General features: G+C 67.2%; 20 protein-coding genes. 8 read left to right on the top strand and 12 right to left on the bottom strand.

The window, feature by feature from the left end; genetic code table 11:
* Window positions 1–16 precede the first annotated feature (16 nt).
* Window positions 17–547 carry a DUF1697 domain-containing protein gene (locus GTV32_RS13540; RefSeq protein ID WP_161060757.1) on the top strand — a complete coding sequence of 177 codons (531 nt, stop codon included), beginning with the start codon at window positions 17–19 and terminating at the stop codon, window positions 545–547.
* Here the strand turns inward: GTV32_RS13540 and GTV32_RS13545 are convergent, their stop codons facing one another.
* The 5 genes from GTV32_RS13545 to GTV32_RS13565 all read right to left on the bottom strand — a co-directional run bounded on the left by GTV32_RS13545 (window position 548) and on the right by GTV32_RS13565 (window position 4084).
* Window positions 548–1936 carry a ClC family H(+)/Cl(-) exchange transporter gene (locus tag GTV32_RS13545; RefSeq protein WP_161060758.1) on the bottom strand — a complete coding sequence of 463 codons (1389 nt, stop codon included), beginning with the start codon at window positions 1934–1936 and terminating at the stop codon, window positions 548–550.
* Window positions 1937–1979: 43 nt separating this feature from the next.
* Window positions 1980–2459: a hypothetical protein gene (locus tag GTV32_RS13550; RefSeq protein WP_161060759.1), complete on the bottom strand. Its 480-nt coding sequence runs from the start codon at window positions 2457–2459 to the stop codon at window positions 1980–1982.
* A gap of 73 nt (window positions 2460–2532) precedes the next feature.
* Window positions 2533–3069 carry a hypothetical protein gene (locus GTV32_RS13555; RefSeq protein ID WP_161060760.1) on the bottom strand — a complete coding sequence of 179 codons (537 nt, stop codon included), beginning with the start codon at window positions 3067–3069 and terminating at the stop codon, window positions 2533–2535.
* A 96-nt stretch (window positions 3070–3165) separates the two neighbouring features.
* Entirely contained in the window at window positions 3166–3633 is a 468-nt protein-coding gene (locus tag GTV32_RS13560) for a MarR family transcriptional regulator (protein ID WP_161060761.1), read from the bottom strand.
* Window positions 3634–3709: 76 nt separating this feature from the next.
* Window positions 3710–4084 (bottom strand): nuclear transport factor 2 family protein, encoded by a 375-nt coding sequence (locus GTV32_RS13565; RefSeq protein WP_161062524.1) that lies wholly within the window; start codon window positions 4082–4084, stop codon window positions 3710–3712.
* A 122-nt stretch (window positions 4085–4206) separates the two neighbouring features.
* On the opposite strand from GTV32_RS13565, the gene GTV32_RS13570 reads away from it, so the two are divergent.
* Window positions 4207–5094, top strand: coding sequence for a LysR family transcriptional regulator (locus GTV32_RS13570; protein ID WP_161060762.1), 888 nt, complete (start codon window positions 4207–4209; stop codon window positions 5092–5094).
* Here the strand turns inward: GTV32_RS13570 and GTV32_RS13575 are convergent.
* The gene (locus tag GTV32_RS13575; protein ID WP_161060763.1) at window positions 5079–5840 is read right to left on the bottom strand and encodes a hypothetical protein; all 762 of its coding nucleotides are present in this window, start codon (window positions 5838–5840) and stop codon (window positions 5079–5081) included. The genes GTV32_RS13570 and GTV32_RS13575 overlap by 16 nt on opposite strands.
* Window positions 5841–5862: 22 nt before the next feature.
* Entirely contained in the window at window positions 5863–6285 is a 423-nt protein-coding gene (locus tag GTV32_RS13580; RefSeq protein WP_161060764.1) for a CoA-binding protein, read from the bottom strand.
* An 86-nt stretch (window positions 6286–6371) separates the two neighbouring features.
* Here GTV32_RS13580 and GTV32_RS13585 point away from each other — a divergent pair, with 86 nt between their 5' ends.
* The 3 genes from GTV32_RS13585 (at window position 6372) to GTV32_RS13595 (ending at window position 9838) form a co-directional block, all read left to right on the top strand.
* The gene (locus GTV32_RS13585; protein ID WP_202421791.1) at window positions 6372–7043 is read left to right on the top strand and encodes a hypothetical protein; all 672 of its coding nucleotides are present in this window, start codon (window positions 6372–6374) and stop codon (window positions 7041–7043) included.
* A gap of 77 nt (window positions 7044–7120) precedes the next feature.
* The gene (locus tag GTV32_RS13590) at window positions 7121–7903 is read left to right on the top strand and encodes a sulfite exporter TauE/SafE family protein (RefSeq protein WP_161060765.1); all 783 of its coding nucleotides are present in this window, start codon (window positions 7121–7123) and stop codon (window positions 7901–7903) included.
* A 222-nt stretch (window positions 7904–8125) separates the two neighbouring features.
* Window positions 8126–9838 (top strand): HNH endonuclease signature motif containing protein, encoded by a 1713-nt coding sequence (locus GTV32_RS13595; RefSeq protein ID WP_161060766.1) that lies wholly within the window; start codon window positions 8126–8128, stop codon window positions 9836–9838.
* 15 nt (window positions 9839–9853) lie between these two features.
* Here the strand turns inward: GTV32_RS13595 and GTV32_RS13600 are convergent, their stop codons facing one another.
* Together GTV32_RS13600 and GTV32_RS13605 are read right to left on the bottom strand one after the other, a co-directional pair.
* On the bottom strand, window positions 9854–10186 hold the full coding sequence (locus GTV32_RS13600; RefSeq protein ID WP_161060767.1) for a hypothetical protein: 333 nt from the start codon (window positions 10184–10186) through the stop codon (window positions 9854–9856).
* Between the two features lie 107 nt (window positions 10187–10293).
* On the bottom strand, window positions 10294–11616 hold the full coding sequence (locus GTV32_RS13605; RefSeq protein ID WP_343287322.1) for an NAD(P)/FAD-dependent oxidoreductase: 1323 nt from the start codon (window positions 11614–11616) through the stop codon (window positions 10294–10296).
* A 143-nt stretch (window positions 11617–11759) separates the two neighbouring features.
* Here GTV32_RS13605 and GTV32_RS13610 point away from each other — a divergent pair, with 143 nt between their 5' ends.
* Entirely contained in the window at window positions 11760–12302 is a 543-nt protein-coding gene (locus GTV32_RS13610; protein ID WP_161060769.1) for a hypothetical protein, read from the top strand.
* 66 nt (window positions 12303–12368) lie between these two features.
* Here the strand turns inward: GTV32_RS13610 and GTV32_RS13615 are convergent, their stop codons facing one another.
* Complete coding sequence (locus GTV32_RS13615; RefSeq protein WP_161060770.1) at window positions 12369–13862, bottom strand: NAD(P)/FAD-dependent oxidoreductase; 1494 nt, start codon at window positions 13860–13862, stop codon at window positions 12369–12371.
* Window positions 13863–13980: 118 nt separating this feature from the next.
* Between GTV32_RS13615 and GTV32_RS13620 the strand changes: the two genes are divergently transcribed.
* Window positions 13981–15192, top strand: coding sequence for a helix-turn-helix domain-containing protein (locus GTV32_RS13620; RefSeq protein ID WP_161060771.1), 1212 nt, complete (start codon window positions 13981–13983; stop codon window positions 15190–15192).
* Window positions 15193–15198: 6 nt separating this feature from the next.
* Here the strand turns inward: GTV32_RS13620 and GTV32_RS13625 are convergent, their stop codons facing one another.
* Window positions 15199–16290 carry an FAD-dependent oxidoreductase gene (locus GTV32_RS13625; protein ID WP_161060772.1) on the bottom strand — a complete coding sequence of 364 codons (1092 nt, stop codon included), beginning with the start codon at window positions 16288–16290 and terminating at the stop codon, window positions 15199–15201.
* Between the two features lie 128 nt (window positions 16291–16418).
* Here GTV32_RS13625 and GTV32_RS13630 point away from each other — a divergent pair, with 128 nt between their 5' ends.
* Window positions 16419–16982, top strand: coding sequence for a type 1 glutamine amidotransferase domain-containing protein (locus GTV32_RS13630; protein WP_161060773.1), 564 nt, complete (start codon window positions 16419–16421; stop codon window positions 16980–16982).
* Window positions 16983–16993: 11 nt separating this feature from the next.
* Here the strand turns inward: GTV32_RS13630 and GTV32_RS13635 are convergent, their stop codons facing one another.
* Window positions 16994–17479 carry a PPOX class F420-dependent oxidoreductase gene (locus GTV32_RS13635; RefSeq protein ID WP_161060774.1) on the bottom strand — a complete coding sequence of 162 codons (486 nt, stop codon included), beginning with the start codon at window positions 17477–17479 and terminating at the stop codon, window positions 16994–16996.
* Window positions 17480–17500: the final 21 nt, after the last annotated feature.

A 17500-nucleotide genomic window follows, 5' to 3' on the forward strand; every position in this document is an offset into this window, starting at 1 on the left:
CCCACCGAGGAGAACGATGCCCCGTCGCGTAGTCCTGATCCGCGCGATCAACGTGGGTGGAGCAAAGCTCCCGATGGCCGATCTTCGGGCGATGGCAGAGGAACTCGGCGCCACAAATGTGTCCACCTACATCGCATCGGGCAATCTCCTCTGCGATCCGCCAGCGGCGACCGACGAATTCGACCGTGCCCTCGAGGCGGCGATCACCGAGCGTTTCGGCTACGAACGCGAGGTGATCAGCCGATCGCGCGACGACCTGGCCGCCGCTCTCGACGCTCACCCGTTCACCGTCGTCGACCCGAAGTTCTCGTACGTCTACTGCCTCACGGGCGTACCCAGCACCGCCAAGGCCGCCGAGTTCGAGAAGCGGGACTTCGGCGACGACGAGCTCACCGTCATCGGCAACGACCTGCACATCCGGTTCGCCGCCGGGGCGGGCAAGTCGAAACTGAGCGCACCGGTGATCGCCAAAGGCCTTGGCGTCCAGGGCACCGGGCGCAATCTCAAGACGGTCCGCACACTCATCGACCTCGCCGACAGGGACTGATCAGTTGGTGGGCGGTGGCTGGTAGGTCGCCGTCGGCGGAGGATGCTTGCGCAGCATGCGCACCCGGAGCGCATCGTAGATCGGCGGTGACCGCAGCAATGACGCGACGACCACCGCCATCGCCCCCGACATCAGCATCGGGATGGTGACAGTGGTGACCGCGGTCATCTCGATCACGAGGACCAGGCCGGTGAACGGCGCCCGGACGATCGAGGCGAACAACGTGGACATCCCGACCAGCGCGAAAGCGATCGTGAGGTCGGTGTGCAGTCCGGGTACCACGACGTCGGTGATGCGACCCGCGATGAGTCCCATCAGCGCTCCGAGCGCCAGGATCGGCGCGAAGATGCCGCCGGGGGTGCCTGCCGCGTACGACACCGGACCGGCGATGAATCGCGCCGCGACATAAAGGATCACGACGGGCAGCGCGAACCGCTGGCCGGCCAGGATGAGGTTCGCGAGCCCGTCCCCGCCACCGACCACCACCGGTTCGACGAAGAGCAGGGCGCCGACGGCCGCGCCGATGAGTCCGGCCTTCACGATCGCCGGTACGCGCCGCACCATGTCGAACCCCTCGAGGCACACCAGGATCAGCTTGTTGTAGACCACGCCGAGCACCCCGACGACGAGGCCGAAGACGGCGAAGATGGGCAGCGTCGTCAACGACGGTGTCGGGACCGACCCGACATGCGTGAAGTCCGGCTCGTTCCCGAGGACCAGTCGACTCGCACCGACACCGATGGCCACCGCGACCATCGTCACGATCGCCTCGCGCAGGCGGAAGGTCTTGGTGACCTCTTCGAAGATGAAGAACACCGCGCTGATCGGGGCGTTGAAGGCCACCGCGACACCGGTCCCCGACAGCACGGTCTGCAGCAGCCGGACCTCGTCCTGCGCTCGGTTCGCGAATCGTCCGGCTGCGGCACCGATCGCGGCCGCCATGTGCACCGTGGGGCCCTCACGTCCGAGGACCATGCCGGCCACACCGACCGAGAGCAGCCCGCCGACGAACCGTGCCGGGACCACCGACAGCGGCGGCGGGTCGGCCTCACCGCGGTCGACTGCTTCCACATGCTGGATGCCGCTACCCGCGGAGAGCGGCTGCCACCTGGCGATCGCGGCCGCCGCGGCCGCCGCGACGGCCGACACCGCGATGGGGATCAGCCAGCCCCACGCCGCATGCCCGTGCGCCCAGTCGACGATCTCGCCACGCCAATGATCGGTGTGTTCGAGGACCCACCGGAAGGCACCGCCCACGAATCCGGCGACGGCTCCTGCGATCGCGGCGAGCACGAGGATGACCCAGAGCGTGCGACCGGTGAGGAGGTCCTCGGTGACGCCGGCATGGGCGGACGGCTCGTCGTCGGGCCCCCGGTCGGCCGCTGTCAACGGTCACCCACGTCGCACCGTGCGGTCACATCGACCACTCGGGTCACGCGGCGGCGAGCGCCGACGTCACCTTCTCGAGGTCCGTGAGCTGGGTCTGTTTGGGTGCCTCCCACAGTTTCCGCGGGAGCTCTTCGAGTACCAGGATGGCCGTTTCCGCGGCGTCGAACCGGGCCGACTTCTCGTCCTCGTCGGCCAGCTCCGCCGCCGCGATCAGCTTGTCGTCGAGGTCGAAGACGGCGTCGTCGAGACGATCACGGGCCGCGACCAGGTCCTGGTCGTGCGGGATCGCCGGGTTCGCGTGTACATCGGCGATCGCATACCGCACCCGTCGATGTAGGAGCGCCTCCCGGGAGGTCGCCGACGTCCATTCGACGGGTGCCCGACCGGGCTTGCCCGGGATCAGATCGGTCGATCGGGCGAACTTCTTGACCCGTTTGTCGGAATCCCAGGCGAACCACGCCGCGCCGCCCAGGATGAAAAGTGCCACCACGACGGTGATCACGATGACCAGGATCGCAACCACGCCGTTCACCTCGTCTCTGCGATCGTCGGCTCAGCCATGTATCGACCTTAGCCGTCGGCGGTCGGACGAAGGATCAGCGGCGTGGCACCTGGCAGAACCGCTGCACCGGCAACCAAGGGCCGAGCGATCCGAGATCGGGCAAACTGCTGCTGGTGGTCAGGTAGCGGTTCTGAATTGCCAGTTTCGCCCCGAGGAATCCTCCTCGCAGCCCCCAGAATTCGACGACATGGGCGAGTTCCAACCGGGCGCGCCGGTCCCCGGTCCACACACTCGCACCGCGGAATTGCACCGGTTTGCTCGGCAGGAGTTGCTGCCAGCCCGACCAGCTCGCGCCTGCCAGCGGCACCGCCCGCCCGTTGATCAGCCGGATCGCACGGGTGCGGATGTTGGCACCGGGAGTCCGTTCGGGCGAGAGGACGGTGAACGACGCATCGCGCGCGGTGAGTCCGTTCGGTGACACGCGACAGTCTGCTTGTTTGGCCAGGAGCACCTGGCCGGTCTTGCCGCGTGCGACGTCGATCTGGGCGTCTGCGACCGATCCCGTGGCGAGCACCGTCGCCAGGAGAACGCCGAGAGTGATCAGCAGGGCACGGCATCGTGAGTTGCTCATGATTCGCCTCCTCGGGGCGATCGACGACAACTCCTTCGACGCTAACACCGGCGAGCCGGCCTCGTGACCTGTCTCGACGACCAGCCACGCGGGCGGTCACCGCCCGGCCGACTCCGCTCGGAGAGCCGCCGCGTTCACCCGGGTCAAAACCGCGTGCAGTTCTTCGAGGTCGGAGAGATCCACGCCGAGGGCCTCCACCACCGCCGGCGGGATCTCCAGCGCCCGGACGCGCAGTTCGCGACCCGCGGGCGTCAGCGCGATGTCGACGTTGCGCTCGTCGTCGTCACGACGCTGCCGCATCACCAGCCCGGACCCTTCCAGCCGTTTGAGCAGCGGTGACAATGTCGCCGAATCCAGTTGCAGCACATGACCGATGTCCTTCACCGCCCGGGGCGAACTCTCCCAGAGGGCCAACATCACGAGATATTGCGGGTGGGTGAGACCGAGCGGTTCGAGAAGGCGGCGGTAGATCTTGAGAACCGAGCGGTTGGCCACCGCGAGCGCGAAGCAGACCTGCCTCTCGAGGAGCAGCGGATTCTCGCCGACCGTCATGCTGTCGCCCATTCGCCCTCACCTCTCGACCGCTCGTCCACACGAGTCTAGAGGAATTCGGTCGCGCACGATCATGTCGCGCGTTGCATCAGCCGGTCGGTGTCTGGAACTCGGGCTGGTCGATGATGCGCACCCAGGATCCGTCGTCCTGTCGCGCGACGACCTGCGCACGGGCGCCGGCACCGTCGCGGGGAGGGGTCGATGTCAACGCCAGGTCGTCGCCGAAATACAGCGTGGGCAAGGGCGCTTCCGGGGTGAAGGTCGGATTGTGGGCCAGCACCGAGGCCCACAGTTCACGGATGGCGGTCCGGCCACGGGTGACCTCGCCCGGCGGGTATGCCATCACGGCATCCGGGTGGTAGAGCGACGCCACGGCATCCGGATCGCCGGCATTCGAGAACTCGACGAACAGCCGGGTGATGTCCTCGGGGTTGGTGGCCTTGTCGATGTGCTGACCGGACATTCTCGCCTCCTGGGTGAAGTGGATGTGGGTGAACTGGATGTCGTTCTCACCTGTGTCCACAGTCGCGCGTTCGTAAGAAGAAGTCCAACTGATTTAATGTATTGCGACTATCATCGAAAATTATGGAACTGCGTCAGCTCGAGTACTTCGTCGCGGTCGCCGCCGAGTCGGGTTTCACCACTGCGGCAGCGCGCGTGCACACCACTCAGCCGAACATCAGCGCACAGATCCGCGGTCTGGAACGTGAACTGGGCGCCGAGTTGTTCGATCGATCCGGACGACGGGTCGCCCTCACCGACGCGGGCAGGGCGGCGTTGCCCGCCGCGCGCGATGCGCTGGCCGCCGCCGAGTCGGTCCGCCAGGCAGTGGCCGACGTCAACCAGGTGCTGCGCGGCCATCTGTCGGTCGGAATGGTCGACGGATGCACGGTGCGGCCACTGTTCACCACCCTCGGGTTGTTCCGTGACCGCCATCCCGGCGTCGGACTGTCGCTCACCGAGGGCGCCTCGGACGGTCTCGTCGCACGGGTGCTGCGCGGCGAACTCGACGTCGCGCTGGCCGGGTATGCCGGCGATCTCCCGGATGGTGTCGACGAACTGCCCGTGGTGCGCGAACGGGTGGTCGCGGCGCTACCGCTCAACCATCCGCTCAGCTCGAAAAAGGTTCTGTCACTTCGTGATCTACACAACCACCCGGTGCTGGGCCTGCCGCGCGGCGCGGGCATCCGAACCGCATTCGATCGGGGCGCCGGCGACGTGCGGACGGCACTGGAGGCGTCGTCGCCGGATGCCGTCGTCGAACTGGTCGCGAGTGGATTGGGCATCGGGGTGTTGAGCGAGTCGATCGTCGCCGACCGCGCCGATGCCGTGATCGGCCGACCGATCCGGGGGGTCGATGACCTGGCATCGCTCGGCTTCGTGTGGCGCACGCCCGCCGGCCCGGCGGTGCAGGCGTTTCTCGGTCTGGCCGGCCGCGAGTTCGGGTTCGACGCCGATCAGGCGGTGTCCTGATCCGGGCCGGTGACGGCCCGGTCGGTGCCGGTCGGACGGCCTGCGACGAGGTCCTCGACGTCGAGTCCCCATGACCCGTACCGGGCGTCGAACTTCTTCGCCCGCTCGCTCGCCGAGGCGAGCTTCTCGGGTGAGTACCGCTTGCGCGCCCATCGCGAGCGCGGGCGCGCCAGACGGATCGCGCCGACCCACGCGACCGGGGCGATGAAGGCGCCGATCGCGGCGGTGGAGTATTTGCCCTTCGCGACGCACAGGAGCAGAGCGACGACGGTGATCGGCAGGTTCACCGACAAGACCACCGGGCCGAGCGACACCGTGTCGTCATCGTCCTGCTGTAGCGGGTTGATGCCGAGCACCGACAGTCCGAGGGCCGCGATCGTGAGGGAGACGACCTGCACCGACAGTTGGCCCTCGCGAGTCCAGTAAACGTCCTCGAGGTGCAGGATGAGGGCGAACTCGTCGAGCACCAGCGAGGTCCCGATGCCGATGAGCACGGCACTGATCTCCGCGCCGGGAGATGCTCCGTCGACCGCCACCGAGACGAATGCGCCCCCGACGGTCGCGATGATGCCCGGCACCGCGTGGTGGATGTGCACTCCGCCACGCACGTTGTCCTTGAACGGGCCTCGGCCGGCACGGATGAGTCTGGTGATCAGACGCGTGAGGAGAAACGTCACCACGAAGGACAGGAACAACAGGAACAACGGCAGCCGCGCACCGGTGACGTCGGCCATGTCGATGTGCATCCGGGGGCCAGGACCCGTCCGCTCAGGACTTCGGCGCCACCAGCCCGGTGCGCCGTTGCTCGATGATCAGGCACCGGTCCTCGACATAGAGCAGGCCTGCGTCCTCGGCGATCGCGCAGGCCTCCGCCGATTCGATGCCCAACTGCAGCCACAACGCGCTCGCGCCCGCCGCCACCGCCTGCCGCGCGACCTCCGCGGCGTCCTCGGACGGACGGAACACGTCGACCAGTCCGACCTGTTCGGGAATGTCGGCGAGTGTGCGGTGGACCTTCTGGCCCACGATCTCATCGGCATGCGGGTTCACTGGGATGATCCGCCAGCCGTGCTCTGCCATGTACGCGGGAACCTCGTTGGCGGCCTTCGAGGGGTTGGCACTCGCCCCCACCACGGTGATGGTGTCGTAGGTGCGCAGGATCTGTTCGACGATCTCGTCGGTTGTGCTCATGGGCCGAGTCTAGGAGGAGTCGGTCCCTTCGTGGCCCGACCGGCGTGTTGCGAGCGCACCTGCCGACGCCCAAATATTCTCTGTCTGTGAGCGACGCTCGAGACGACCAGGCTGAACCCACGCACTCGCAGTCCGACGCGGAACGTGGAGTGCGCTGGTTCGAGACGGTTGGCGTCGTCGTGCTGTCGGTGACCGCGATCCTCACGGCGTGGAGCGGATTCGAGGCGAGCAAGTGGGGCGGCGCCATGTCGATTTCGTTCTCCCAGGCGTCATCTGCACGCATCGAGGCGGCGCGGGACGCCGGTGCCGCCAACGCGGCGAAGCAGATCGATCTCGCCACGTTCTCGCTGTACGTGCAGGCCGTCGCGGAGAAGAACGACCTGCTCGCAAGATTCACCGAGGATCGCTTCACCGATCGTTTCCGACCGGCTTTCGACGAGTGGCTGGCGTCCAAGCCGCTGATGAATCCGAACGCGCCGAAGAGCCCCTTCGAGCTCGCTTCGTACTCGCCGCCCGGACAACGGGAGGCGGCCGCCGCAGACGCGCGCGCCGATCGCTTGTTCCAGACGGCGCTGCGCAACAACCAGCGTGGCGACAATTACACGATCCTGACGGTGCTGTTCGCGCTTGTCCTGTTCTTCGCGGCATTCTCCAGTCGCTTCGATGCACCGCGGCTCCGATGGGCCATGCTGGCGGCCTCTGTCGTACTGATGATCGTCGGGATCGTCTTTCTCGCCACGTTCCCGAAATTGATCTGACGGTCGCGACGAACTGTTCCGGGGACTGCGGCACCCCGCTGTCTCCGGCCTGATCCGCGCGGTGCACTCTCGTTGGGGTGACCACATGGGAGCTGCTCGCCGTACTGGCCGCCGGGGTCGGCGCGGGCGCGATCAACGCCGTCGTCGGCAGCGGGACACTGATCACCTTCCCGACGCTGGTGGCGTTCGGAGTGCCGCCGGTCAGCGCAACCATGTCGAACGCCGTCGGACTCGTCGCAGGCGGGGTCTCCGGTACGTGGGGCTATCGACGCGAGCTGGCCGGCCAGTGGCCGCGACTGCGGTGGCAGATGCCCGCGTCGTTCTTCGGAGCGATCGTGGGCTGCTGGTTGCTGCTGCATCTGCCCGAGAAGGTCTTCGAGGCGATCGTGCCGGCGCTGCTGGTGGCGGCGCTGGTCCTGGTGGTGGCGCAACCGCGCATCCAGAAGTGGGTCGGGCATCGGACAACCGGCCCAGGTCATCCGACCGTCGACCTCACCGGTCCCCGGATCGCGACCATGGTGACCGCCACGTTCGCGGTCGGCGTCTACGGCGGATACTTCACTGCGGCCCAGGGAATCCTGCTCATGGGCGCGCTCGGCGTGATCGTCCCCGACGATCTGCAGCGGATGAACGCCGCGAAAAACCTTCTCGCGCTGGTGGTCAACGTGGTTGCCGCGGTCACCTACACGCTCGTGGCCTTTGATCGGATCGACTGGACCGTCGCCGCACTGATCGCGATCGGGTCGCTGTTCGGCGGGGTACTCGGTGCCCGCTACGGGCGCCGACTGTCGCCCACCGCGCTGCGCGCGGTCATCGTCGTCGTGGGCCTGATCGGGTTGTGGCGCTTGCTGACAGCGTGAGTGTCCCCCTGCCGGTTGAATAGCCCCGAACGTAGCGAGGGAGCGTATCGACCCCCTGCCACCAACCCCCCGGCCACCAACCGCTCATTCTTGTCGGTGCTCCGGGATATGGTTGGGGTCAGTTGATGGTGATGTGGGTTGTCGTTTCCGATGACGGGCAGATGTTGTTGGTGTCCTGATGGTTTCGATCTGTGAAGGCCCACTGTCGTGTTCCCTGCTGTCGTGTTCACCTGTTCTGATCCCGATGCTGCCGAGGCGGCGATCGCGTCGACGTCGCCGAGTGAGCTCGGCGAGGCCGCGCGTGAGCACCTGCGATCGAGCCGCCGGCATGAGGCCCGGTCGTTGCTGGCGGCCCACCGCCTGGGTCAGGCCGTCTATGACGACATGGTGATGTCGCTCAGTGCCACCGGACAGATGCGGGTGCGCAACGGCGCCGACAAAGCGGCCATCGGTGAGATCTCGCTGCAGTTGGGGATCTCGCGCACCAAGGCCGGTACCTGGTTCAACCTCGGCGACGCCCTGCAACGCCTCCCCAAGATCCGGCGGGCCTATCTGGCCGGCGACCTCAGCACCCACCGCATGTCGACAATGGTCTACGCCGCCCAGACCGCACCCGACACCATCACCGGCGAACCGACACCAACCGAGCCCAGCGGCTCCGACGGTCCTGAACCTGCCGGCCCCGAACTTGCCAACCCCGACCTTGCCCAACCGGATGCTGTCGACCCGGAACCCGGCGATTCTGGTGAGCTGCCGGATTCGGGTGCGCGCGGCGCGGTGTCGCAAGCTGATGCCGATGATGTGCCGGTCCTCGATTTCGAGGACCTGGCCCTGGAATTGTCGTCGCGACCCACCACCGACCGAGTGTTCACCGACCAACTCGCCGACATCGTCATCAGCCTCGACCCCGACGCCGCCACCGAGGCCCGCCACGAGTTCGCCGACGCCTGGCAGAACCTCACCGTCACCGCCGACGCAGCCGGACACATGAACCTCGACGCCTGCATACCCGCCGAAGACGGCGTTCACCTGACCCAGCGGATCACCGCGCTGATCGCCGCTCGCATCTGCCGCCGCGACCCCCGCCGCATCGGACAACACCGCGTCATGGCCCTCGCCGAGATCATCGGCGTCCCCGGCAAAACGCTCACCTGCGGCTGCGGCCACGGCAACTGCCCCACCCAGCCACCCACCGACCCGGTGGGCCCGTCAGACGCACCGGCCCAGCAAGACCCGAACAGCGACCACCACACAACCCGCGACGACGACACCAGCGACGATGTGCGCGAGGAAGCCTCGAGCGATAGGGCAGACGAGCATGACCCGGATGAGGATGACCCGGATGAGGATGTCCGGGACGACGACGTCTCGGACGGCGGGGCGGGCGAAGACAGGGCGCCGAGCCTGATCCTCGACCTCACCGACCCCACCGTGCCGCGACTACGTGGCTACGGTGCCATCGACCCGACGTTGGCCGCCACCCTCATCGACCATTCCGCAACGCACGCACCGACACTGCACGCCCCGTCCGACGGTGCGTGCCGGCGTTCGTCCGGCCTCATCATCACCGGCCGCGACCCGGCGCCACCGGTCGACCCCACCGGCCACGGCGGACACACCCATCCGCAACCGGGCGCGCTGACCTACCGGCCATCACGCCGACTCCGAGACCACATCCTCCGCACCGACCTCTGGTGCCGATACCCACTGTGCGCCAAACCCTCCCACGAATGCGAACTCGACCATCTCGTGAAGTTCGACCACGCCGACCCACCGGCCGGCGGCTGGACCGTGGCCCTCAACCTCATACCCCTGTGCACACCCGACCACCACCGCAAACACCAAGCACTCTGGACACCCACCATGCACACCGACCGCACCATCACCTGGCACAACCCCACCACCGGCCAGGACATCACCACCCACCCGCGATGAAGGCCGGTTCGGCCGTCAACGCGAAGACGGAGGGAGCTTGCCCAACAGCGACCACCAGTACTCCTCCGGGATCTCCTCTCCCGCCCGAAGTACTTTGGCGAGGCCGAATGCCATGAAGATGCCGAGTATGCCGAGCCACAGCCCGGACAGCGAGATGAGTGTCCACGCGATCGCGACCGCGATCGACCACGGCGCGAGCAACAGCAGCAGCGGGGCGAAGAAGAACCCGACCGCCACAAACCAATAGGAACCCCAACGGTCGCAACGCATGACGATCGAGAGCCAGCGTGGGCTCGACGCGGTCGGCGCGCTCCTGGGAATACGAACGGTTGTCGTCTGCGCTGTCATGTCGCCCTCCTGGTCGCCTCGTAACTCCATGGTGCGACCAGAAGGGCTCGGGTTCCACTACCTCTCAGGTAACGGAATTCAGACCGCGAGCCTCACACGAAACCCGTTCAGCCATACGGCTGGCGGGCGGTTTCCGGGTCCCCGTAGGTGATGGCGCGTTCTCGCCTGGAGTCGGTCAGCAACGTGGCACTCCAATTCATCACGGTGCCCATGCGGTTACGCATGCCGGCGAGGAAGGCGATATGGATGACTCCCCACGCCAACCAGCCGGTGTATCCGGAGAGCTGCAACTTGCCCGCCTGCACCACGGCGTGCCGTCGCGCGATGTAGGCCGCACTACCCAGATCGTGATAGCGGAACGGTGCACGATCGGTCCCACCGCCTGCGAGATGTGCGATCACCGCCCCAACATGCCGACCACCCTGCATGGCCACCTCGGCCACCCCGGGCAGTTCGTCACGAGAACTCATGTCGCCGACCACCCACACATTCGGATGACCCTGTACCGACAGGTCCGCCTCGACCGGGACGCGCCCACCACGGTCCTGCTCGACGCCGAGCGCGTGTGCGAGAGCCGCGGCGAACGGTACGGCTTCCACGCCGGTGGTCCACAGCGCGGTCTTCGATTCGTAGTGGACCACCTCATGCGGCTCGGCTTTGCCGGTGGTCTCCACCTGGTCGGCGGTCACGCCGGTCACGTGCACGCCGAGGTGCGTTTCGACACCGAGTTCGTCGAGCGTCTTCTGTGCCCGCCGGGACAGCGCAGGACTGAACGACGGCAACACCCGGTCGCCACCGTGCAGCAACAGAACTCGCGCCTCCCCGGGGTCGATACTGCGGAACTCGTTCTGCAGCGCAAGCGTCGCGAGTTCGCGGATCTGGCCGGCGAGCTCGACTCCGGTGGGGCCGCCCCCGGCCACCGCAAAGGTGAGCCACGGACGTCGCTGGGCCGCTTCCGGTAGTGACTCGGCCAACTCGAATGCGCCGATGATCTTGCGGCGGATGGCAAGTGCGTCGTCGAGCGTCTTCATGCCCGGCGCGAACTCCGCGAAGTCGTCGTTGCCGTGATACGCGGTCCGCATGCCCGCCGCGACGACGAGGTGGTCGTAGGGGATCGTCATGGTCGATCCGTCGGGACGTTCGACGGCTACTGTCCGTGCTTCCGCGTCGACGTTCTTGGCCTCTCCCAGCACCACCTTCGCATTCCGCTGACGCCGCAGCAGATGCCGGATCGGGCTCGAGATCGCGCCCTGGGACAGGAGCCCGGTCGCACATTGGTAGAGCAACGGCTGGAACAGGTGGCTGGTGCCGCGGTCGACGACCGTCACCGCGACATCGGCGCGCCGCAGCCGTCGGGCCGCATGCAGGCCCCCGAATCCGGCGCCGATGATCACCACGTGGGTCCGGCCGTTCTCGTTACGGGTACGCACGACTGAATTCTTCCAGACCGCAGGTGTGGGCATCGGCTGATCGTGGTGGGCGAGTCACCCTCTGCAGGTCATCGCATCGCCGACGGAGGGGGAGACTGTGCGGTTGTCGCTCATGACGGACAGGACTGGCCCACAATGTGGTCATGACCGAACCAGGTGTCCCTGATCCGATCAGCCCGGCCGACCCCGTTGCCATTCCTCGGCACATGGCGGTGAGCTATCTCAAGGAGCGGGTCTACGCGACCTTCACCGGATTGGCGCTCGTGCTCGTCATGTACCGCGGATCAGGCCATCACGACGCCGCTTATGCGTTCGAGATCCTCGCCCTGGGCGTCTTCGCGGTGGTCCTCGCCGGATTCGCGGCCGACGGCATCGCCTATCTCGCCGTGCACCGACATTTCCCGACCGGCCGCGACCTGCGCACCATCGTCGGCATTTCCACCGGCGCACTGGGCACCCTGGTCTTCCCGTTGGTCCTGATCACCTTGGCATGGCTCGACATCCTGGAACTCGACACCGCACTGCTCATCTCCGGCTACATCTACATCGGCACGCTGGCCCTCATCGGCTGGCTGGCGGTCCGCAAGGCCGAGATCAACTGGTGGCAGAAGCTGGCAGCCCTGTTCACCCTCGTCCTGATCGGTTTCGTCGTCCTCGCGATCCAGGTCTTGGCCCACAGTCATTGATCGGCGCCACAGTCATTGATCGATGCCACAGTCATTGATGTGTGAGGCGCAGAAGCAGGCGGGGAGTCAGGCACCGACCGATGCACTTGCACGATCACGTGCACCCGAGAAATGGAGGTGTTCGTCCGCGACATCCCCACGCAGCAGCCGACGATCGGCGTAGTAGCTCATCGACATCACCCACGGCGCCTCCGGACCCTGTTTGGGCAGGGACGACAGCGCACGCTGCACATAACCGGCGCCGAAATCGAGGAGCGGGCGCGTCGGCATCGCCGGGTCGGCGACCGCCCACACGCTGTCGTATTCGTGGCTGTCCATGTAGCCCAGGAGCTGACAGAAGTATTCACACAGAAGGCCGATCTTCAGCGTCCACGACGCGTTGGTGTAGCCGATCGCCAGAGCGAAATTGGGCACCCCCGAGAGCATCATCCCGCGATAGACAACGGTGTCGGGCATCGAGACCGGGCGCCCGTCGACGGTCAGGTCGATGCCACCGATGATCTTGAGGTTGAGGCCGGTGGCCGTGACGACGATGTCGGCCTCGAGTTCCTCGCCGCTCTCGAGAAGTATCCCCGTCTCGGTGAAGGTGTCGATCCGATCCGTCACGATCGACGCCTTGCCCTTGCGGATCGTGCGGAACAGGTCGGAGTCGGGCACGACGCACAGACGCTGATCCCAGGGGTTGTACGGCGGATTGAAATGCTCGTCGACGGGGTAGCCCTCGGGTAGCTGAGATGCGTTGATCTTGCGGATCATCCGCCGCGCGACCTTCGGGAACCGTTGGCACAACTCGAAGAGCAGTCGTTGCTGGGCCACGTTCTTCTGGCGGGTCAGCGCGTAGCCGCGCTTGTCGCCGAGGGCCTTCTTGAGGGCGTTGGCGATCGCATCCTCACGAGGCAGCGGGATGATGTAGGTCGGCGTCCGCTGCAGCATGGTGATGTGCGCGGCATCGTCGGCCATGGCGGGCAGCAACGTCACGGCGGTGGCACCACTGCCGATCACCACGACCCGTTTGCCCGCGTAGTCGAGGTTCTCCGGCCAGTGCTGCGGGTGCACGATCTGACCCTGGAACCGTTCGCGCCCTTCGAATTCCGGGGTGAAGCCTTCGTCGTAGTCGTAGTAGCCGGAGCCGCAGAAGATCCAGTTGGCGCTGATCCGCGTCCGTTCGCCGGTATCCGCCCGGTCGATCTCCACCAGCCAGCGCGCGTCGTCGGACGACCACGCCGCCGACACCACCCGGTGCTGATACCGGATGTGGTCGGTGAGCCCGTTCTCGTCGATCGTCTCGTGGAGGTAGTCGAGGATGCGCGGCGCATCGGCGATGGCCTCCTTGTCCGTCCACGGCTTGAACTCGTAGCCGAAGGTGTGCAGGTCCGAGTCCGAGCGGATACCCGGATAACGGAACAGGTCCCACGTGCCACCCGCGGCGGCACGCGCCTCGACGATCGTGAACGACTTCGCGGGTTGCTCGGTGATCAGATATCGGGCTGCGCCGATACCCGATATCCCGGCACCGACGATGAGGACGTCGACGTTCTCGGTGGTGTTCGAAGTTGTCACCCGGTGCTCCCCTGGTCGCTCGCGGTCATGGTGTCACTACCAGCATGCGCAGCCTCAGACCTCGACGCCAGGGGCAAAGTGCAACTGGGACCCATGCCCCATGGTGCAGACTGTGTGAATGTCTGAGTGGCCGAGACCGTCGGCGCGTATCCGAGAGCTGCTGAGGCGGGGCGCCGAGATCGCGCTGAACCCGCCGGACGAGTGGATCGACGAGATGCACTCGGCGGCCCTCGGCGGCGTCCGCATGAGTACCGTCGCCGACGACCCGGTGCTCGCCGAGGGCGCACGCCGCACCAACCTCGCCAACATGCTGCACTGGGCGGCCGCCAACATTCACGAACCCGGCCGTCGGGTGCCGGTGAACCTGACTGCAGACACCCTCGACACCGCACGCGACCTGGTACGACGCGGGCTCGGTGAATCCTCTCTGGACTCCTACCGGACGGCACAGTCAGTGGCGTGGCGCCGCTGGATGGACATCTGTTTCGGCCTCACCGACGACCCGGCCGAGCTGCGCGAACTGCTCGAGCTGTCGTCGTTGTCGATCTCGACGTTCATCGACGACACCGTCTCGGCGATGTCGTCGCGGATGGAGGCCGAGCGTGCCGACCTGACCCGGGGCACGCACGCCCAGCGCCGAGAGACGGTCGCACTACTCCTCGAGGGCGCACCGATCCCGCCGGCCCGCGCACAGGCGCAACTGGGCTACCGGCTGAGCGGCCCACACACCGCAGCGGTGATCTGGAGCGAAGCGGGCAGCGACGCGGCCAGCGATCTCGAGGCCGTCGCGGACACCGTGACCAGGGCGACCGAACAGCGGGAGAGACTCACCGTCGTGGCCAGCGCCGCCGCACTGTGGATCTGGCTGCCGACGACCGTTCTGCCGACGATCCGCACGATTCGCGAGCACCCACGGGTACGAGTGGCCTTCGGGCGACCCGGCAACGACTTCGACGGATTCCGCCGCAGTCACTTCCAGGCATTGGCCACCCAGCGCCTCGTCGCCCAGCTGGCGTCACCTCAGCAGGTGGCCCGCCACGAGGATGTCCGGCTGGTCGCCCTGCTGACCACCGACCCGACTGCCACCGAGGAGTTCCTCACCGACACCCTCGGCGAACTCGCCACCGCCGACAACGACGTGATCGAGACCGTGCGCACCTGGATCTCCCAGCAGTGCAACACCTCTCGCACCGCCGAACAACTCTATGCTCACCGCAACACCGTCATCCGCCGTCTGGCCCGCGCCGACGAACTCCTCCCCCGCCCGATCGCCGAGAACCTCGTGGACGTGGCCGCCGCGCTGGAGATCCTGCGCTGGCGGCCGAACTGAGGCACGTCACTGCGCGGCGCCGAGGCGCTCGCCGGCGGCGAACCCGGCAGGCACCCGTCCGTCCCGGACCGCGGTCGCGACGGCCTCTCCGATCACCGGCGCATGCTTGAACAGGTTGTGACCGGCCACCGCGAACACGCCGTCCGCCTGCCAGATCCCCACACCGTCGTCACCCCAGGGCAGGGTGGTGACCCAGCAATGCACCACATCTCGAGGCGTCGGGTCCAGCCCCGGCAACGCGCGTTCCACGTATTCCGCTGCGGCGGAAGCCAACTGTGTGAGTCGAGGTCCGTCGTCGATGGCCCCGTCGTCATGCGCATCGACGCTGTCCGACAGCCCGAGGCCAAAGCCGGAACGGTCCGGATACGCGGCCGCGTACACACCGGTGGCCCCGAACACCCCGCTACCGTCCTGCAGCGTCGGGAGACGGTCGACACGCTCGCGCGTCGCGAAGGACACTCGCACATGTGCACCCAGCCGCACCGGCAACGCCAACCCGACGCCACGAGCGAGCGCCGCGGTTCCGCGGCCGGCGCAGACGGCGACGGCGCCGTGCTCACCGAGTGTCGTCGGAGCATGGACGGTGACACGATCACCGCGATGGTGAAGGGAGATCACCTGCTCGTTGACGACGCGGGCGGCGAACCGCGACGACAACGCCTCGATGGCGGCGCGGGTGTGGATGGAGCCGCCGCCGGGATCGAACATCGCGTGGCCGTCGTAGTCGGCCAGCGCCGGAAGGATCTCGCGCACGGTTGCGCTGTCGAGATCCTCGGCCGGGATACCGGCCTGCCGGAGCAATGCCGCCCGGCGGGGCGCCGCATCACCGAGCGCGAGCGACCCGTCGTCGGATACCAGCTGGGCGCCGAATTCCTCCGACCACCCTCGCCACTGCTCACGCGCCCGGATCGCCAAGTCGATCAGGCGTGGGTCGTCGTGGGCGTGTCGGAAGATCCTCGACTGTCCGGCCGACTGGCCCCTGCCGGGCGGTCCGGACTCGTACACGGTGACCGAAAGGCCTTGTCGAGCAAGGTGGTAGGCCGTCGACAGACCGATGATCCCGGCTCCGATGACGGCGACATCGGACGTTACGGACATGACGATCAGGCTACGCGCCCGGGAACGGGTGGACAGTTCGACAGACCGGGGTACGGTCGGGACCAGAAGAGTCTGTCCAGCAGCGTGGCAGGCGGTCGGGATTCCCCCACGCCGAGAGGACATTGCTCATGCCCGAAGAACTCACCGGCATCACCGTCGCATTCCTGGTCGCGCCCGAAGGCACCGAACAGGTCGAACTCACCGAGCCGTGGAAGACCGTCGAGGCGACCGGTGGCACAGCGAAGCTGGTCTCCACCGAGAGCGGAACGATCCAGGCGTTCAACCACCTCGACAAGGCCGACACCTTCCCGGTCGACGCGACAACCGACGCCACCGGCGCCGACGCGTACGACGCGCTCGTGCTGCCCGGAGGGGTGGCCAACCCCGATTTCCTGCGCGCCGACGAGAGCGCGGTGGCATTCGTCAAGAGCTTCTTCGACGCCGGCAAACCCGTCGCGGCGATCTGTCACGCGCCGTGGACGCTGGTCGAGGCGGACGTGATCCGCGGCCGAACCCTCACATCGTTCCCGAGCGTGCGTACCGACGTCAGCAACGCCGGCGGCACGTGGGTCGACGAGGAAGTGGTGGTGGACAAGTCCGGTCCGAACACGCTGATCACCAGCCGCAAACCTGATGACCTGCCTGCCTTCAACGCATCACTGGTCGCGGAGTTCGCCAAGACGCACGCGTGAGCCCAGCCGGGTCACCCGTCCTGTTCGTCGAGTCTGGTCGCGACATCGGCGGGGAACCCGCCGGTGGCCACCGGCCCCCAGCGGGTCGGCGTGATGCGGATCAACGACTTGTTCTGCAGGCGCATCGCGGCGCGGTACTCGTCCCAGTCCGGGTGCTCGCCGGAGATGCTGCGGAAGTAGTCGACGAGAGCGTCTTCCGCGTCGGGCATGTCGAGCACCTCGGCGTCGCCGTCCACCTGAACCCATGCACCGTTCCATTCGTCTGACAACACGCAGACACTCACCACCGGGGTGTGACGGACATTGGCCGCCTTGGCCCGGCCGGGATAGGTGGAGATGACGATCCGTCCCTCCTCATCGACGCCGCCGGACACCGGTGAGAGCTGGGGTGTGCCGTCGCTGCGGACGGTGCTCAGCACCATCCGGTGCCGCGGACGGACGAAGTCGAGGAGAGCGGAACGGTCGACGGAGTCTGCGGTCGCAACAGTTCTGGCCATGGATTCGACCCTACGCCCGGG

Source organism: Gordonia sp. SID5947, from assembly GCF_009862785.1.
Lineage (GTDB): Bacteria > Actinomycetota > Actinomycetes > Mycobacteriales > Mycobacteriaceae > Gordonia.

Bases quoted from the DNA above. Each gene is read 5' to 3' on its own strand.
- GTV32_RS13540 (WP_161060757.1), top strand. From the start codon at position 17: ATGCCCCGTCGCGTAGTCCTGATCCGCGCGATCAACGTGGGTGGAGCA.
- GTV32_RS13555 (WP_161060760.1), bottom strand. From the start codon at position 3,069: ATGAGCAACTCACGATGCCGTGCCCTGCTGATCACTCTCGGCGTTCTC.
- GTV32_RS13560 (WP_161060761.1), bottom strand. From the start codon at position 3,633: ATGGGCGACAGCATGACGGTCGGCGAGAATCCGCTGCTCCTCGAGAGG.
- GTV32_RS13565 (WP_161062524.1), bottom strand. From the start codon at position 4,084: ATGTCCGGTCAGCACATCGACAAGGCCACCAACCCCGAGGACATCACC.
- GTV32_RS13570 (WP_161060762.1), top strand. From the start codon at position 4,207: ATGGAACTGCGTCAGCTCGAGTACTTCGTCGCGGTCGCCGCCGAGTCG.
- GTV32_RS13575 (WP_161060763.1), bottom strand. From the start codon at position 5,840: ATGCACATCGACATGGCCGACGTCACCGGTGCGCGGCTGCCGTTGTTC.
- GTV32_RS13580 (WP_161060764.1), bottom strand. From the start codon at position 6,285: ATGAGCACAACCGACGAGATCGTCGAACAGATCCTGCGCACCTACGAC.
- GTV32_RS13600 (WP_161060767.1), bottom strand. From the start codon at position 10,186: ATGACAGCGCAGACGACAACCGTTCGTATTCCCAGGAGCGCGCCGACC.
- GTV32_RS13610 (WP_161060769.1), top strand. From the start codon at position 11,760: ATGACCGAACCAGGTGTCCCTGATCCGATCAGCCCGGCCGACCCCGTT.
- GTV32_RS13620 (WP_161060771.1), top strand. From the start codon at position 13,981: ATGTCTGAGTGGCCGAGACCGTCGGCGCGTATCCGAGAGCTGCTGAGG.
- GTV32_RS13625 (WP_161060772.1), bottom strand. From the start codon at position 16,290: ATGTCCGTAACGTCCGATGTCGCCGTCATCGGAGCCGGGATCATCGGT.
- GTV32_RS13630 (WP_161060773.1), top strand. From the start codon at position 16,419: ATGCCCGAAGAACTCACCGGCATCACCGTCGCATTCCTGGTCGCGCCC.
- GTV32_RS13635 (WP_161060774.1), bottom strand. From the start codon at position 17,479: ATGGCCAGAACTGTTGCGACCGCAGACTCCGTCGACCGTTCCGCTCTC.